Origin of the sequence: Leucobacter sp. USCH14, assembly GCF_037619215.1 — a bacterium.
Classification (GTDB): Bacteria; Actinomycetota; Actinomycetes; order Actinomycetales; family Microbacteriaceae; genus Leucobacter.
In genome coordinates, this window is the sequence record NZ_JAQPZP010000001.1 from 447,475 (window position 1) to 463,937 (window position 16,463).

A 16,463-nucleotide genomic window follows, 5' to 3' on the forward strand; every position below is an offset into this window, starting at 1 on the left:
GACTGTAGGAGAACCACCATGTCGATCTTCCTGAACCAGGATTCCAAGGTCATCGTCCAGGGCATCACCGGCGGCGAGGGCACCAAGCACACCGCGCGCATGCTCGCGGCGGGCACGAACGTCGTCGGCGGTGTGAACGCCCGCAAGGCCGGCACGACCGTCTCGCACGTCGACGCCGACGGCAACAGCGTCGAGCTGCCCGTCTTCGCCTCGGTCGCCGAGGCGATGGAGGCAACGGGTGCGAACGTCTCGGTCGCATTCGTGCCGCCGGCCTTCACGAAGGACGCCGCGATCGAGGCCATCGATGCGCGCATCGGACTGCTCGTCATCATCACCGAGGGCGTTCCCGTGAAGGACTCGGCCGAGCTCTGGGCGCACGCGCAGGCGACGGGCAACGAGACCCGCATCATCGGCCCGAACTGCCCCGGCATCATCACGCCGGGCGAGGCTCTCGCCGGCATCACGCCCGCGACGATCACGGGCAAGGGGCCGATCGGCCTCGTCTCGAAGTCGGGCACCCTGACGTACCAGATGATGTACGAACTGCGTGATCTCGGCTTCTCGACCGCGATCGGTATCGGCGGCGACCCCGTCATCGGCACGACGCACATCGACGCGCTCGCCGCGTTCGAGGCGGACCCCGAGACCCGCGCGATCGTGATGATCGGCGAGATCGGCGGCGACGCCGAGGAGCGCGCCGCGGAGTACATCAAGGCGAATGTGACCAAGCCGGTCGTCGGGTACGTCGCGGGCTTCACCGCTCCCGAGGGGAAGACCATGGGCCACGCAGGCGCCATCGTCTCGGGCTCGGCGGGAACCGCTCAGGCGAAGAAGGAGGCCCTCGAAGCCGCAGGCGTCAAGGTCGGCAAGACCCCCACCGAAACCGCGAACCTGCTGCGCGAGGCGTTCAACGCGCTGTAGGCACGCAGGCGATCCCGGTTCGACGGGGCGGTCTCCTTCGGGAGGCCGCCCCGTCGGCGTTTCGCGCTGATCGGGGAGGACTACTTCGCGTAGGCGTCGCGGAGCGCGAGCTCCAGTTCGGGGTATTCGAAGACGAAGCCCGCCTGCTCCAGACGCTCCGGGAGCACCCATCGGCTCTTGAGCACGAGCTCCGTCTCGGTGCGGATCGCCATCGCCCCGATCTCCTGCACCCATCTCGGCAGCGGCGGCCCGATCGGAGTGCCGAGCACGCGGCGCACCGTGCGCATGAAGGCGCGGTTGTCGACCGGATTCGGTGCGCTGAGGTTCACGGCCCCGTCGAGTTCAGCGTGCTCCTCCAGAAAGTCGATCGCTCGAGCTGCGTCATCGATATGGATTCAGCTGAACCTCTGCGAGCCGCCGCGGGTTGCGAACCGATGCCCGGTGCCCGCTCGTCTGCGCGTTCGGCCCAGGGGCCAGCGCCCGTCGAGCTGCGCGCCTCCCAGGCCGATTCTCGCGAGGGCACGGATGGTCGGCAGCACGCCGCCGTCGCCGATCACGATGGCGGTGCGGAGCGCCACGCGGCGCGTTCGCGGCAGGTCGTCGCGGAACAGGGCGTCCTCCCACGCGCGTGCGACGTCGACCGAGAAGCCCGACCCGATCTCGCCGTCCGCCTCCGTCATCGGTCGGTCGTCGGCGTGCCGATAGATCGTCGCCGTCGATGCGTTCACCCAGAGCGGGGGAGGTGTTCGCGACGCAGCGATGGCCTGCGAGAGGCGCTCGGTCGTCGCCGTGCGGGATCGCATGATCGCGGCGCGATTCGCGGCGGTGTATCGGCAGTTCACGCTCCTGCCCGCGAGACCGACGACGAGCGACGCGCCGTCGACCGCCTCGCGCAGTGCATCGATGTCGTCCCACCCCAGCTGAGATCCGGATCGGCCGATCGTCACGACGTCTCGCCCCGCTTCGCGATACCGGTGTGCGAGATGGCGGCCCGTGAAGCCGCTCGCCCCGGTGATGACCACGCGGCCCGGTGATGCATCGGGGCTGAGGTGCGGCGAGTGCGGCATGAGGGCCTTCCCTGTTCGATGGGCGTGCAATCCCTCACCCTACGACATCGCAGTCAGGAGATTCGAGCGCGCTGCGGAGTAGGATTCTGGCAATGAGATCCTTGGTGACTGCGGTGATCGCCGCAATCGAGGCGGTCGCCGTGGCGCTCGCCGGGCTCGCCGTCGTCGCGGTTCCGGCCGTACTGATCTGGGTGATCACGTTCGGCCTGTCAGCCGAGCCCGCCTCGGTCGCGGCCGGGGCGACCGGCGTGTGGCTGCTGGCGCACTTCGTGCCCCTGCAGTTCTCGGTTTCAGCGGAGGCCGCCCTCGGCATGGGGCTCGCGCCCGAGGCGCTCAGCTTCTCGCTGTCGCTCGCCCCGCTCGGCATCACCCTGATCTCGGTGCTGCTCGCCCTGAGGGCGGGATGGCGCTTCGCCGGGCGCGGCGGCGTCGGTGCGATGGGTGTAGTCGGCGGCCTCGTCGGTTTCGGGGCGGTGGCTCTCGGCGCCGCCGCCTTCGCCGCGCCGCTGATCGAGTGGACGGCGATGCAGGCCGCACTCAGCGCGGCAGCGGTGTACGGCGTCTCCTCCGCAGCTGCGTTCCTCGTGCGCGCTGGGCGCGACGGGCACCCGTGGTGGGAGGCGAGTGTGCGACGGGCCCTGCGCGGCCTCGAGTATCTCGGAGTGCGATCCGGCGCCGCGCTGCCGAGCCGGGCGGCCGAGATGTTCCGCCTCGCGGGGGCGGCGCTCGCGCTCGTCTTCGGCATCTCCGCGCTCACCTTCGCCATCGCCGTGGCGACGGGCTACGCCGACGTGACAGCGCTCGCACAGAGCCTGCAACTCGATCCCATCGGATCGCTGACGCTGTTCCTCGCACAACTCGCGCTCGTACCGCTGGCGATCGTCTGGAGCGTTGCCTGGATGGCGGGCACCGGGTTCGCGATCGGGGCGGGAAGCTCGGTGACCCCGTTCGAGACGCTGCTCGGCCCGCTTCCGGCGTTGCCACTGCTCGGAGCACTGCCGGAGGCCTGGGGCGAGCGCGGTGCGTTCGCGCCGGGGATGCTCATCGTCGCCGCACTCGCGCTGGGGGTGCTCTTCGCGAGGCGCCCGGGTGTTCGACGTGCGTCGTGGCCGGCGGCCGTGGTGATCACCGTACTGGCCGCGGCGTTGACCGGGCTCGGTATCGCGGGCGTCAGCGCCCTGGCGCGCGGATCGATGGGGCCGGATCGCCTCGCCGTGAACGGACCCGACCCGTGGATCACGGGCGGCGTCGTCGCGCTCGAGGTGGGTGCGGGCCTGCTGGTCGGCGTGATCCTCGGCCGATTCGACGCTGCGAAGGTTCGAGCAGCGCTGCCCGACGCGGTGCCCGGAGGCGGACTGCTGAGCCGCTCTCGTGCGTCGGCTGCGGCCGTGCAGGCACCGGAGGCCTCGCCCGCCCTGCAGGAGGATGTCGACTTCGAATCTGCCGTCGACGAAGCGCTCGAGTTGGCGAACGAGCGTGCTGCTGCCGCGCAGTCGGCGTTCAGCGCGGTGACGGCGGCGGATGGCGAGACGGCGGCGAATCGCGAGACGGCAGAGGATCGCGAGACGGAGTCGTACGATACGGAATCGCTCGAGACACAGTCGTTCGAGACGGGCTCGTTCACGACTGAGGAACTGGCTGAGGAGGATCGGCAGCTCGGCGAAGCCGGCGAGTCGCTTGGCCGAACGGAGCAGCCGGCCCCCGTCGCAGGGGCGGATGCATCGACGGACGAGGCGGCCCTGCTGCAGGCGTACGCGTGGGATGCCGATTCGGCACCGGGCGCGGAGTCGGAGGAGCAGCCGGATGCGGGTCGTCGGCCCGGTTGGCGCTGGCCCGGGCGCGGGCACTAGGGTAAGAGAGCAATCCACGGGAGTCCCGACGCGCGGGGCTGAGAGGGAGCACGCGAGCTCCGACCGTTCACCTGATCTGGTTCATGCCAGCGGAGGAAGGACGCATCGATGATGCCTATGCTCACATCCCGACGAGTGCGACGTGCCGCACTCACCACGACCGCCGCCGCCGTCGTGCTCGGTCTCGGACTGACGGGTTGCGCGACCGGCGCCGATGACGCGACCGAAGGCGAAGCCGGCGGCGGCACCGTGACGCTCGCCGTGCACGACTCGTTCCCGAACGAGGAGTTCGCGGCCGCCGCCAGCGCCGCGACCGGTTTCGACGTGCAGGTGGTCTCCGCGGGGGACGGCGGCGAGTTGACGAACAAGCTCGTGCTCACGAAGGGCGCGCCGATCGCCGATGCCTTCTTCGGAGTCGACAACATCTTCGCCTCGCGCCTGATCGAGAACGACGTGGTAGTCGACCACGTGCCCGAGAACATGCCCGAGAACGCGGAGCAGTTCGCGGTCGACGGCGATCCTGATTCCGGGCTCGTCCCAGTGGATCACGGGGCGACGTGCATCAACATCGACACCGCCTGGTTCGCCGACCAGCAGCTCGAGGCGCCGACGACGTACGACGACCTGACGAAGCCCGAATACCGTGACCTCACCGTGCTGCTCGACCCGACCGCTTCGTCGACGGGGGCCTCGTTCCTCGTCGGCACCGTTTCCGAGTTCGGCGAGGACGGCTTCGCGGACTACTGGCAGCGCCTGGTCGACAACGGCGCGCGCATCGAGCAGGGGTGGAGCGATGCGTATTACGGCCAGTTCACTCAGGGCGGCGAGAACGGCACGAAGCCGATCGTCGTCTCCTACGCCTCGTCCCCGGCCTTCACGGTCGACGATGCGGGCACCGCGTCGAGCACCGCTGCCCTGCTCGACACCTGCACGCGGCAGGTCGAGTACGCGGGTGTGCTGCAGGGCGCCGAGAACGAGGCGGGCGCCCGCGCCGTCGTTGACTATCTCGTCTCGAACGAGTTCCAGCAGACGATCCCCGACGCGATGTTCATGAACCCGGTCGACGAGTCGGTCGAGCTCCCCGAGGCGTGGTCGGAGTTCGCGCCGTCACCGGCAGCCGGGCAGACGCACGACCTCGGATCGAGGGAGATCGAGGCGGGCCGCGAGAACTGGCTCAAGGTGCTGAGCGAGCAGATCGGGCTGTAACCATTCGCCGGATCGGCCGCTGCGCCCCACGTGCCGCACTCGGCCCGTGGGGCGTAGCGGCATGGACGCTGGGGGCTGCGCTTCCGCTCGCGTTCCTCGCACTGTTCTTCGTGTGGCCAGTGCTCTCGCTGATCGCGACCGGGTTCCTCGACGACGGGGCGTTCGACCCGAGCGGCGTGCCCGAGGTGTTCGGAGCCGAGCGCACCTGGCGGGTCATCGGCCAGACGTTCGCGCAGGCCGGGCTCGCGACGGTGCTCTCGCTCCTGCTCGGCATTCCCGCGGCGTATGCGCTGTATCGCCTCGACTTCCCGGGGAGAACGGTGCTGCAGGGGGTGCTCACCGTGCCCTTCGTGCTGCCCTCGGTCGTCGTCGGCGTCGCGTTCTCGGCGCTGCTGGGTGCAGGTGGACCGCTGGAATCGTGGGGACTGGACCAGAGCTTCGCGGCCGTGGTGCTCGCGCTCGCGTTCCCGAACGTCGGAGTCGTGGCGCGCACGGTCGGCGGGTTCTGGTCGCGCCTCGACGACACGTCCGAGCAGGCCGCCCGAGTACTCGGCGCTTCGCGCGCGAGGGCCTGGTGCACCGTGACGCTTCCCGCTCTCGGCCCGGCGATCGCGTCGGCTGCCGCCCTGGTCTTCCTCTTCTGCTCGACGTCGTTCGGCATCGTGCTCATCCTCGGCGGTACCGCGTTCGCGAATGTGGAGACCGAGATCTACCGCCTCACCGTGCAGTTCCTCGATCTCCGCAGCGCCGCCGTGCTGTCGATCGCGCAGTTCGCGATCGTCGCGCTGGCGCTGGTCGTGTCGGCCCGGCTTCGGCGAGCCGGCGAGCGCGCGGTGCTGCTGCGGGAGGAGCGCGGCCGCGGCGAGCGCCCGAGGCGATTCGACGTACCGGTGCTGATGCTGTTCGGAGCGACCGTGGTGCTGCTTCACGCCCTCCCGCTCGGGGCGCTGGTGGTCCGGTCGTTCAGGGATCGGGACGGTGCGTGGACACTGGCGAACTACGCTGCGCTCGCCGACCCGCCGGAGGGGCTGCCGATCGACGGCACGGTGATCGAGGCCATCGTCGCGTCGCTTCGCATCGCCGTCTTCGCGGCCCTCATCGCCATCGTGCTCGGCATGCTGCTCGCGCTCGTGCTCTCGCGGCGCCCGCGGGTGCGCGCGCTGCGCAGAGGGATCGATGCCTTCGACGCGCTCGTGATGCTGCCGCTCGGAGTGTCGGCTGTCACACTCGGCTTCGGCCTGCTCCTCACCATGCATCGTCCGCTCGGCATCGGCTTCGACCTGCGCACGTCGACCGCCCTGATCCCGATCGCCCAGGCCCTCGTCGCGCTTCCGCTCGTGGTGCGCACGCTGCTGCCGGTGCTGCGGGGAATCGCGCCGGAACTCCGCGATGCGGCATCGTCACTCGGCGCCGGCCCGTTCGCCATGCTGCGCACCATCGACCTTCCGCTCCTCGGTCGCTCGGCCGGGCTCGCACTGGGGTTCGCCGGTGCCGCGTCCCTCGGCGAGTTCGGGGCGACCGCGTTTCTGGTGCGACCGGGTGAGCAGACCCTTCCCGTCGCCGTCGCCGCGCTCATCGGTCACCAGGCGCCCGGAAGCTACGGTGCGGGGCTCGCGGGTGCCGTCGTTCTCGGGGTCGTGACGGCCGGGATCATGCTGCTCGCGGAGCGGTGGCGCACCGATGGGGCGCGGGAGTTCTGATGCGGAGCGCGGACATCGAGCTGCTCGCGAACTGCGACGTACTGCTCATCGACGGACGCTCCGGGTCGGGCAAGACGCACCTCGCCGATCGCGTCGCAGCAGCGTGCGCGGCCGCCCGTCGCCCCGCGCAGGTGCTGCACGTCGAGGCGCTGTACCCGGGGTGGGACGGACTGGCGGAGGGCTCCGAGGCGCTCGCCGCAGCACTGCAGAGGGGCGGGTATCGGGTCTACGACTGGATCGCCGAATCGTTCGGCGCGCATGAGCGCATCGAGGGTCGTGCTCCGCTCCTGATCGAGGGCTGCGGAGCGATCACGGCCGCGAATCTCACCGCCGCGCGTGACTGGGCGCGGCGGGTGACCGGCGATGCGTCCCGTGTCCGCAGTGTGTGGCTGCAGGTCGATGCCGAAGTGCGGAAGCGGAGAGCGCTCGCGCGGGATGGCGAGGTGTACGCACCGCACTGGGACCGCTGGGCCGCTCAGGAGGACGAGCTGTACGCGCGGCACCGCCCCTGGGAGCTCGCCGATGGCGCGTTCGCACTCGGGGAGCCGCTGTCGGGGAGAGGTCAGAACGCTGCCGGTACTTCGGCGTCTTCGAGCGCCTGACGCACCTCATCGCTGTGGAACGCCTCCGCGAGCGCGGCGACCTCGGGGGAGTCGGCGTTGTCCTCGCGCGACACGAGCGAGACTGCGAACTGCGGGTCCTGCTCGACGGCGATCGCGTCATCGTCGGGTGTGAGCCCGAGCTGGCGGGCGAACGTGCCGTGGAGGAACACCGCGTCGGCCTCCGGGTACGCCGCGGAGAGCTGCATGATGTCGACCTCGACGAAGTCGAGATTCTTCGGGTTCTCCGCGATGTCGTCGACCGTGACCGACCAGGTGTCGGTGCCTTCGTCGAGCTCGATGAGCCCGGATTCCGCCACCATCTGCAGGGCGCGAGCGGCGTTCGACGCGTCTTGCGGGATCACGATGCGCCCGCCCTCCGGCACATCGTCCAGGCTCGCGTGCTTGCTGGAGTACATGCCGACGACGGTGAGGTAGACGGGTTCGATGACGACGAGGGACGCGTCATTGCCCGCGTTGAACTCCTCCATGAAGGGAGGGTGCTGCACGAAGTTCGCGTCGAGTTCCCCGTGCTGCAGCATCGAGTTGGGCTGGACGTAGTCCGCGACCTCGACGAGTTCGATCTCGTAGGGCGCTTCGATGGCTTCGGCGGCCGCCTCGACGACATCCGTCATCGGGGTCGTGGTCGCTGCGACTCTGAGTGTCTGAGGCGCTTCCGAGTCGGCGCTGCCGCCGGTTCCGGAGCTCTGGCCCGACGCGCATCCGGCGAGCGCGAGGAGGGCGACGGTTGCGGCGGTGGCGGTGATCATGAGGCGCTGGCGCATGGGAGGTGCTTTCTGTCGAGTGGTGCGGGCTTCGGGGATGGAGAGCGGAGGAAGACGAGGATCACGGTGGTCGTCTACCGGTGATCGATCGCGCGCGATACGCGTGTGCCGAGACTCTGCAGCAGCATGACGCAGGCGACGATGAGCGCGATCGTGACGTACATGAGGGTGAAGTCGTACTGGTGGTATCCGTAGCGCATCGCGAAGTCTCCGATGCCTCCGCCACCGACCACGCCGAGCACGGTGGAGTAGGAGACGAAGCTGATGGTCGCCGAGGTCAGGGCGTAGACGAGCCCGGATCGCCCCTCGACGAGCAGGAACCGGAACACGGTCTGGGGAATGCTGGCGCCCATGGACTCTGCAGCCTGCAGCAGCCCGTTCGGCAGCTCGAGCAGGATCTGCTCGGTCAGGCGCGCATAGATCGCGACGGCGACGAACCCGAGCGGGAAGGTCGCTGCGACGGTGCCGAAGCTCGTGTCGAACACCAGACGGGTCACGGGAATCATGAACACGACGAAGAGCAGGAAGGGGAATGATCGCACGATCGTGACGTAGGCGTTCGCCGCCGTCCAGATCGCTCGTCGGGGCATCACGCCACCCGCTCGGGTGAGATAGATGACCACGCCGAGCGGCGTGCCGAACAGCACGGCGACGACGATCGAGGCGAGCACCATGTAGCCCGTCTCGCCCATCGCGCGGGCGATCTCGGCGCCGTGCTCGCCGAAGACCCGTCCCAGTTCGTTCCAGATCGTCACGACGCGAGCCTCGAACGCACGTGGTCGATGTACCGGGGCTCTCGGTGCTGCGCAGTTCGCGGAACCCCGACGACGTCGAGGAGGCGTCCGCGCTCGAACACCGCGGCGGAGTCGCACACCGCCCTGACCGCGTCGAGCTCGTGCGTGACCAGCGCGACGGTCGTGCCGAACTCGGCGCGTGTCGCCTGCAGCAGGTCGAGGATCTCGGCGGTCGTGTGCGTGTCGAGCGCCGAGGTCGGCTCGTCGCAGAGCAGGAGCTCGGGATCGGTGACCAGTGCGCGCGCGATCGCGACCCGCTGCTGCTGACCGCCGGAGAGCTGGGCGGGAAACCGGCTCGAGAGGGCTGAGAGCCCGACGAACTCCATCATCGCGGCGACGCGTTCGGAGTCGCGCCGGTGCTGCAACCGCAACGGGAGGGCGATATTCGCGCGCACCGTGAGGTTGCCGACGAGGTTGAAGTGCTGGAACACGACGCCGATCCGGTGCCGCATCGCGCGAAGCTCGCGCGACCCGAGTGCAGCGAGATCGATACCGCTGACGAGCACGCGCCCGCTCGTCGGATGGTCGAGGCCGTTCATCAGGCGCAGCAGCGTCGACTTGCCGGCCCCGCTCTCGCCGAGCACGCCGAAGATCGAGCCGCGAGGGATCTCGAGGCTGACGTCCGAAAGCGCGTCGACGGCGTGCTCGCCCCGTTCGAAGCGTCGCGCGACCCGCTCGAAGATCACTGCCGCGGATTCGGGTGCGTCGCTCATGAAGGATTGCCTCTGATCACGTTCCTGCTCGATTACTTAGACTGGGTCTAAGATATGTCGTGGAGCTCTGCTCCGCAAGTCGAGCACGTCGAACGCACACCGAGGAGCAGCATGTCTCAGCCCCCCGCACCGCACCCGGCTTCCGAGCCCCTGTTCACCGCCGTCGCCATCAACACGGAGGGAATCGACGGGGAGAGTTTCGTGGAGGGCGGCGGACTGCGCGTCGCGGTCGCGTCGCCGACCTCCCCTGATCGGGCGGAGACGACGAACCCCGAAGAGCTGCTCGCCCTGTCATGGGTGACGTGCCTGAACGCCGCAGCGCGCGTCGTGGCCGGTCCGGGGGTCGACGTGGAGGCCAGATCCGAGATCTCGTTGCACGCGAGAGCCGAGGGAGGGTTCGAGTTCGCCGGCCGTGCGGAGCTGCGGTTCGTCGGCGTGCCACTCGAGGAGGCGCACGCGCTCGCCGCCGCGGCGCACGAGCGGTGCCCGGTCTCGCGAATGCTCAGCGGGCGGTCGGCGGTGCGGGTGACCGCGGTCGCGTAAACTGATGCAGTGCTGAAAATCGCGGTTCTCATCTCCGGTGGCGGCAGCAACCTCAAAGCGCTGATCGACGCGGCGGCGGAGCCCGATTTTCCCGCTCGGATCGCGTGCGTCGGATCCGATACGGATGCGCCCGGGCTCGAGTACGCGCGAGCTGCGGGCATTCCGACGTTCGTCGTGCGGCCCCGCGACTCGGAGTCGCGGGAGGAATGGGGCGAAGTGCTCGCCGCCGCCATCGAGGAGCACCACGTGGGAACCGGGCCGGAGCCCGGTCTCGTGCTGAGCGCGGGCCTCATGCGGATCCTGCCGCCGGGCTTCGTGCGCAAGTTCGGCCCGCGCCTCATCAACACGCACCCCGCGCTTCTGCCCGCCTTCCCGGGAGCCCACGCCGTTCGCGACGCGCTCGCCGCGGGTGCCGCGCGCACCGGCGTGACCGTGCACGTCATCGACGAGGGCGTCGATACCGGCCCGGTGCTGCGCCAGGCGGCCGTCGACGTGGTGCCCGGCGAGACCGAGGCGGAGCTGCACGAGCGCATCAAGCAGCTCGAACGCCCGCTGCTCGTGCAGACGGTGCGAGAGATCGCACTCGGAGAGCTCGAGCTGCCCGAGTCGCGGTGATCCTGCCCTCGCCCCGCTCGCCATCAGTCGCCGAACCCTTCCCAGCCAGCGAACACCGACCTAAGGAGCCTCGCCGCATGGCAGTCCAGAGCCACGACCCCAGCCTCTACGAGCATCGCGATGTCGTTCCCGTCCGGCGCGCACTCATCTCGGTGAGCGACAAGACCCGCTTGCTCGATCTCGCCGCGGCGCTCGCGGAGAGCGGTGCGGAGATCGTCTCCACCGGATCGACGGCTGCCACGATCCGTGATGCGGGCCACGCCGTCACCGATGTCGCGGACGTCACCGGGTTCGCCGAAGCGCTCGACGGACGTGTGAAGACCCTGCATCCCGCCGTGCACTCGGGGCTGCTCGCCGACCTGCGTCTCGCGGATCACCGAGCGCAGCTCGACGCGCTCGGCTTCGCTCCGTTCGAACTCGTGGTCGTGAATCTGTATCCGTTCGAAGAGACGGTCGCTTCGGGCAAGCCGGCGCCCGACATCATCGAGAACGTCGACATCGGCGGCCCGGCGATGGTGCGCGCGAGCGCGAAGAACCACGCCAACGCGGCGATCGTCGTGTCGCCGGCGCGGTACGACGAGGTCATCGAGGCGGTCCGGTCCGGTGGAACGACGCTCGCGCAGCGCCGTTCGCTCGCGACCGAGGCGTTCGTGCACACCGCGCAGTACGACGCCGCGGTGGCGAACTGGTTCCTGGAGCAGGAGGACGCCGACTGGGGTGACGCGCCCGTCGCCGAAGCCGATGCGAGCGAAGCGTCGATCGACAGCGTCTTCGAAACCACCGAGGGGTACGTCGGATACGAGGTCTTCGGGCTTCGCGAATCCGTGCTGCGGTACGGGGAGAACAGCCACCAGCGGGCCGCGCTCTTCACCGAGAACGAGGGTTCGGGCATCGCGCAGGCGACGCAGCTGCACGGCAAGGAGATGTCGTACAACAACTACGTCGACGCAGATGCGGCGCTTCGCGCGGCGTTCGATCACGAACGACCCGCCGTCGCCATCATCAAGCACGCGAACCCGTGCGGCATCGCCGTGGCTCCCGAGAGCGCGATCGATCCCATCGCGGCGGCGCACGAGCTCGCCCACGCGTGCGACCCGGTCTCCGCGTTCGGCGGCGTCATCGCGGCGAACCGCACCGTCACGAAGGCTATGGCTGAGACCGTCGCCGAGATCTTCACCGAGGTGATCGTCGCCCCCGGGTTCGAGCCCGACGCGCTTGCGGTGCTCACGCAGAAGAAGAACGTGCGACTGCTCGTGCTGCCCGCCGATTACACGCCGAACCCGGTCGAACTGCGCCAGGTCTCCGGCGGCTTCCTGCTGCAGGACTCGGACCGGTTCTTCGCGCCCGCCGCAGAGTGGACGCTCGCGACCGGCGAGCCCGCCGACGCCGAGACGCTCGCCGACCTCGAGTTCGCATGGCGGGCGAGCCGTGCGGTGAAGTCGAACGCCATTCTGCTCGCGAGCGGCGGGGCATCCGTCGGCGTCGGGATGGGCCAGGTCAACCGCGTCGACTCGTGCCGCCTCGCGGTCGAGCGGGCGGGGAATCGCGCGCGCGGGTCGGTCGCCGCATCCGACGCCTTCTTCCCGTTCGCCGACGGCCTCCAGGTGCTGCTCGATGCCGGTGTGCGCGCGGTCGTGCAGCCCGGCGGGTCGGTGCGCGACCCCGAGGTCGTCGAGGCGGCTCGGGCGGCCGGCGTGACCATGTACTTCACCGGTGAGCGTCACTTCTTCCACTGAGCGCCTGACCTGCGGTTCTTCGCCCATTCATCTGGTGTGAGCAAGCCTCGCCTTCGTTGCGGGGCAGCGCTCGCGCCGGGAGAATCGAGGCGTGGAAATCGTCAAGGGAATTCTCATCGTTCTGCATCTCGTCGGCTTCGGCGCGGTGTTCGGCAGCACGCTCGCCCAGCTGTCGGCGGTGAAGGAAGCGCGTGCTCGGATCACCCCGGGCATCCTGCACGGAGCCTGGTTGCTGCTCGCGACCGGGCTGCTGCTCGTCGGCATGGTCTACGCGACCGGCGGTCAGCCGAATAACGCCAAGATCGGCGTGAAGCTCGTCGTACTGCTCGTACTGATCGCGATCGTGCTGGTCGGTCGCAAGAAGCAGCCGGTTCCGGGAGGGTTCCTCGGCGCGATCGCCGGCCTGTCGGTCGTGAACGTCGCGCTCGCCGTGCTCTGGAACTGATCGACGTCGAACGAAGACCCCCCGGGAGGCTGCGCCTCTCGGGGGGTCTTGCCGTGTGTCGGCGGCCTTGACTGCCACCGTCGCGCAGTGGATTCGAGATCGTGCGGATCGGGGGCCCGGGGTCGGCCTGTGTCGTGCGGGATCCCCTGCACGGTGAGGGGCGGGGAATCGGGTGAGCGCTGTGCGGGCCCTGCGCGGGTGTTGTGGTTATTTCGTGCGTGTGCCCCAGGTGTGTGATTGGCCGGCGGGGCTGATGTGTTGGGGGATGCCGAGGGGGTTGGTGTCTTGGAGTGCTTCGGGGAGGAGTGCTTGGGGTGCGTTCTGGTAGGCGACGGGTCGTTGGAAGCGGGTGATCGCTGCGGTGCCGACGGAGGTGGATGAGTCGTTGGTGGTTGCCGGCCAGGGTCCGCCGTGCTGTTGGGCGGGGGTGACGGCGACGCCGGTGGACCAGCCGTTGAACAGGACGCGGCCGACTTGGTGTGCGAGGGCGTTGATGAGGGCGCGCAGCTGGGGGGCGTTGTCGGTGGTGCCGGTGGCTTCGGCTTCGCTGAGGTGGATGGTGCCGGAGAGGTTGCCTTCGTAGAACTCGGGCATGAGTGCTGCGAGGTCGGTGCCTTCGGGGACTTCGACGAGGATGGAGAGCGGGCCGAAGGATTCTTCGAGGAGTGCGTCGCGTCCGGTGCGGAAGTCGTCGAGGCAGATGGTGATGATGGTGGGGGTGGCCCAGCCCTGTCCGTCGTCGTCGAAGCGGATGCTTCCGGGGATCAGCGGGTGCGCTCCGGCGGTGCCCAGTACGGTGGTGCGGCGCTCGTCGTAGGACTGCGCGATGCGGGGGTCGAGGAGGCGGTGCTCGGGGGCGTCGGTCGCGTTTCGGGTGATGGCTTGGGGGAGTTGGCTGCCGGTGGGGATGAATGCGAAGCCGGGTTTGGTGCAGAGCTGGCCGGCGGAGCCGGTGACGCTGGTGAGGTAGCCGGTGGCGATCTCGTCGGCGCGTTCGGTGATGGCGTCGGCGGTGATGAAGACGGGGTTCACGCTGCCGAGTTCGCCGTAGAACGGGATGGGGGCGGGGCGGTTCGCGGCGATGTCGGCGAGGAGGCGGCCGACGCGGATGGAGCCGGTGAAGGAGCCGGCCTTGATCCGGGGGTCTTTCAGGATCTGGACGCCGGCTTCGCGGCCGTGGATGAGTTGGAAGGTGCCGTCGGGCATGTCTGCTTGGGCGAGTGCGCGTGCGGCGATTTCGGCGGTGGCGTCGGAGAGGTCTGGGTGGCTGGAGTGCGCTTTCACGATGAGGGGGCAGCCGGCGGCGAGGATCGCTGCGGAGTCGCCGCCCATGACGGAGAACGCGAAGGGGAAGTTGGAGGCGGAGAAGTTGATGACGGGGCCGAGGGGGATGTGGGTGCGGCGGATGTCGGGGCGGGGGCCGAGGGCGAAGTCGGGGTCGGCGTGGTCGATGCGGGCGTCGAGGTGGCTGCCGTCGATGATGGTGTCGGCGAAGAGGCGGAGTTGGAGGGCGGTGCGGGTGATCTCGCCGGTGAGGCGGGCGGGGGTGAGGCCGGTTTCTCTGAGTGCGATCTGGACGAGGTCGGGGGTTGCGGTTTCGAGGGCGTCGGCGATGGTGACGAGTGCGCGGGCGCGGTGTTCGGGGGTGGTCGCGGCGAGGTGGGGTGCGGCGGCAGCAGCACGCGCGACAACGGCCTCGAGGTCGGGAGAAAGCGCTTCGTGGGTCATGCATCGATCCTTACGTGGCGGTGAGTCGGCAGTGACGGGACTTTCACCCATTCTTTCACTCCACCGACTGACGGGGCGGCGCGCTTTCGCACAGTCGCACTCAGGAGCACGGTGCGAAGGCGCGCCCCCGTCTATTCGGGCGGAACGCTACTTCTGAGCGCCGCCTCGACTGCCGGGAAGCATCATCTCCATGGTGTCGGAGAACTCTCGATCGATCTCTCGTGCCGCCTCGGCATCGGAGCGTCGCGTTGCAAGACTCACGAGCACAGCTGCGAGGAGGGCGGCGACGAAGCCGGGCAGCAACTCGTAGAGGCCCGTGTCGAGCGCCTTCCACACGAATACCGCTACCGAGCCTGTGATCATTCCGGCGAGCGCGCCCCAGTTCGTGAGGCGGCGCCAGTACAGGCTGAGCAGCACGAGCGGGCCGAACGCGGCGCCGAACCCGGCCCAGGCGAAGCTGACGAGGCCGAGCACCGAATCGTTCGGGCTGATCGCGAGCAGGGCGGCGACGATGGCGACGGCGAGCACACCGCCTCGTCCGAGCAGCATGAGGGACCTGTCGCTCGGCGGGGTCTTACGTGCGAGACGGTAGAGATCCTCGACGAGGGCGGAGGAGCACACGATGAGCTGGCTCGAGAGTGTGCTCATGATGGCGGCCAGCACCGCGGCGAGCACGAAGCCCGCGACGAGCGGGTGCAGCAGCACCTGCGACATCAGCAGCACGACGGTCTCGGGATCCGCGGGCGCATTCCCGAACTTCTCGAAATAGGCCGCTCCGACCAATCCCGAAGCGACGGCGCCGAGCAGTGAGACGAACTGCCAGCTCGTTCCGATGCGGCGCGCGGCTGCGGCCTCCTGCGGCGTTCGCAGCGCCATGAATCGCACGATGATGTGCGGCTGCCCGAAATAGCCGAGGCCCCACGCGAGGCCGGAGGCGATGACGAGCGCGACGGCTCCCGACGACAGAGCGCCGTCGCCGAACAGCGACAGACTGCCGGCGGTGATGTTGTCAGAGACCTCGCCCCATCCGCCGATGGTGAAGATCGCCACGATCGGCACCACGATCAGCGCGACGACCATCATGAGCCCCTGCACGACGTCGGTGAGCGAGGCGCCGAGGAATCCGCCGAAGAGCGTGTAGCCGAGCGTGACGACGGTGACGAGGAGCATGCCGACCCAGTAGTCGCCCCCGAAGGTCGACTCGAAGTACTTGCCGCCCGCGACCATGCCCGATGAGGCGTAGAGGGTGAAGAAGACGAGGATGACGATGCTGGAGATGGTGCGCAGGAGTCGTGAGCGGTCGCGCGTGCGGTTCTCGAAGAAACTCGGAATCGTGATCGAGTTGCGCGAGACCTCGGAGTACGCGCGGAGGCGGGGAGCGACGAGTCGCCAATTGAAGTATGAGCCGATCAGGAGTCCGATGGCGATCCACCCCTCGATGAGGCCCGAGGCGTAGATGGCGCCGGGAAGACCCATGATGAGCCATCCCGACATGTCAGAGGCGCCCGCGGAGAGTGCGGCCACCCATGGCGGCAGGCCCCGGCCCGCGAGCATGTAGCCCTCGTGGCTGCTGGTGCGCCTGAAGGCGAGCCAGCCGATGAACAGCATCGCCGCGAAGTAGATCGCCAGAGCGAGGTAGAGGTAGAACTGGGCGGACATCGTTGTCGCCTTTCTGTGATCGGGGCGCGGATATGACCGCGCTCGGGGAGGGATTGCAGGGATGCGGGCGCGCCGAGCCCGCGGTACGCGACGTGTGCGAGC

General features: G+C 69.3%; 14 protein-coding genes, 1 pseudogene and 1 riboswitch. Of the genes and pseudogenes, 9 read left to right on the forward strand and 6 right to left on the reverse strand.

The window, feature by feature from the left end:
• Positions 1 to 18: 18 nt before the first annotated feature.
• Complete coding sequence (gene sucD, locus PQI23_RS02055) at positions 19 to 921, forward strand: succinate--CoA ligase subunit alpha (RefSeq protein WP_339971059.1); 903 nt, start codon at positions 19 to 21, stop codon at positions 919 to 921.
• Between the two features lie 80 nt (positions 922 to 1,001).
• Here the strand turns inward: sucD and PQI23_RS02060 are convergent.
• Positions 1,002 to 1,988: pseudogene (locus tag PQI23_RS02060) on the reverse strand (epimerase).
• Between the two features lie 92 nt (positions 1,989 to 2,080).
• On the opposite strand from PQI23_RS02060, the gene PQI23_RS02065 reads away from it, so the two are divergent.
• From PQI23_RS02065 to PQI23_RS02080, 4 genes are all read left to right on the forward strand, one after another.
• Complete coding sequence (locus PQI23_RS02065) at positions 2,081 to 3,838, forward strand: cell division protein PerM (RefSeq protein WP_339971061.1); 1,758 nt, start codon at positions 2,081 to 2,083, stop codon at positions 3,836 to 3,838.
• A gap of 6 nt (positions 3,839 to 3,844) precedes the next feature.
• Positions 3,845 to 3,953, forward strand: a riboswitch (TPP riboswitch).
• A complete protein-coding gene (locus PQI23_RS02070; protein ID WP_339971063.1) occupies positions 3,947 to 5,044 on the forward strand; it encodes a thiamine ABC transporter substrate-binding protein in 1,098 nt (365 codons plus the stop codon). (Overlaps the previous riboswitch by 7 nt.)
• Positions 5,045 to 5,163: 119 nt before the next feature.
• On the forward strand, positions 5,164 to 6,744 hold the full coding sequence (locus tag PQI23_RS02075; RefSeq protein WP_445238395.1) for an ABC transporter permease: 1,581 nt from the start codon (positions 5,164 to 5,166) through the stop codon (positions 6,742 to 6,744).
• Positions 6,744 to 7,346 carry a hypothetical protein gene (locus tag PQI23_RS02080; RefSeq protein WP_339971066.1) on the forward strand — a complete coding sequence of 201 codons (603 nt, stop codon included), beginning with the start codon at positions 6,744 to 6,746 and terminating at the stop codon, positions 7,344 to 7,346. The genes PQI23_RS02075 and PQI23_RS02080 overlap by 1 nt, the downstream gene beginning before the upstream one ends.
• Here PQI23_RS02080 and PQI23_RS02085 read toward each other — a convergent pair.
• The 3 genes from PQI23_RS02085 to PQI23_RS02095 form a co-directional block, all read right to left on the reverse strand.
• Positions 7,307 to 8,128, reverse strand: a complete 822-nt coding sequence (locus PQI23_RS02085; RefSeq protein WP_339971068.1) for a MetQ/NlpA family ABC transporter substrate-binding protein — start codon at positions 8,126 to 8,128, stop codon at positions 7,307 to 7,309. The two genes, PQI23_RS02080 and PQI23_RS02085, sit on opposite strands and share 40 nt — an antisense overlap.
• 74 nt (positions 8,129 to 8,202) lie before the next feature.
• Positions 8,203 to 8,883 (reverse strand): methionine ABC transporter permease, encoded by a 681-nt coding sequence (locus PQI23_RS02090; RefSeq protein WP_339971070.1) that lies wholly within the window; start codon positions 8,881 to 8,883, stop codon positions 8,203 to 8,205.
• Positions 8,880 to 9,635, reverse strand: a complete 756-nt coding sequence (locus PQI23_RS02095) for a methionine ABC transporter ATP-binding protein (protein WP_339971072.1) — start codon at positions 9,633 to 9,635, stop codon at positions 8,880 to 8,882. Before PQI23_RS02095 ends, PQI23_RS02090 begins: the two co-directional genes overlap by 4 nt.
• A 111-nt stretch (positions 9,636 to 9,746) precedes the next feature.
• On the opposite strand from PQI23_RS02095, the gene PQI23_RS02100 reads away from it, so the two are divergent.
• The 4 genes from PQI23_RS02100 to PQI23_RS02115 all read left to right on the forward strand — a co-directional run bounded on the left by PQI23_RS02100 (position 9,747) and on the right by PQI23_RS02115 (position 12,974).
• Positions 9,747 to 10,178, forward strand: a complete 432-nt coding sequence (locus PQI23_RS02100; RefSeq protein ID WP_339971074.1) for an OsmC family protein — start codon at positions 9,747 to 9,749, stop codon at positions 10,176 to 10,178.
• A gap of 9 nt (positions 10,179 to 10,187) precedes the next feature.
• Entirely contained in the window at positions 10,188 to 10,793 is a 606-nt protein-coding gene (gene purN, locus PQI23_RS02105) for a phosphoribosylglycinamide formyltransferase (protein ID WP_339971076.1), read from the forward strand.
• Positions 10,794 to 10,870: 77 nt separating this feature from the next.
• Positions 10,871 to 12,529, forward strand: a complete 1,659-nt coding sequence (gene purH / locus PQI23_RS02110) for a bifunctional phosphoribosylaminoimidazolecarboxamide formyltransferase/IMP cyclohydrolase (RefSeq protein WP_339971077.1) — start codon at positions 10,871 to 10,873, stop codon at positions 12,527 to 12,529.
• 91 nt (positions 12,530 to 12,620) lie between these two features.
• Positions 12,621 to 12,974 carry a hypothetical protein gene (locus PQI23_RS02115; RefSeq protein ID WP_339971079.1) on the forward strand — a complete coding sequence of 118 codons (354 nt, stop codon included), beginning with the start codon at positions 12,621 to 12,623 and terminating at the stop codon, positions 12,972 to 12,974.
• 207 nt (positions 12,975 to 13,181) lie between these two features.
• Here PQI23_RS02115 and PQI23_RS02120 read toward each other — a convergent pair whose 3' ends face one another.
• A complete protein-coding gene (locus PQI23_RS02120; RefSeq protein ID WP_339971081.1) occupies positions 13,182 to 14,702 on the reverse strand; it encodes an aldehyde dehydrogenase (NADP(+)) in 1,521 nt (506 codons plus the stop codon).
• A gap of 147 nt (positions 14,703 to 14,849) precedes the next feature.
• On the reverse strand, positions 14,850 to 16,361 hold the full coding sequence (gene putP, locus PQI23_RS02125; RefSeq protein ID WP_339971083.1) for a sodium/proline symporter PutP: 1,512 nt from the start codon (positions 16,359 to 16,361) through the stop codon (positions 14,850 to 14,852).
• Between the last annotated feature and the right edge of the window lie 102 nt (positions 16,362 to 16,463).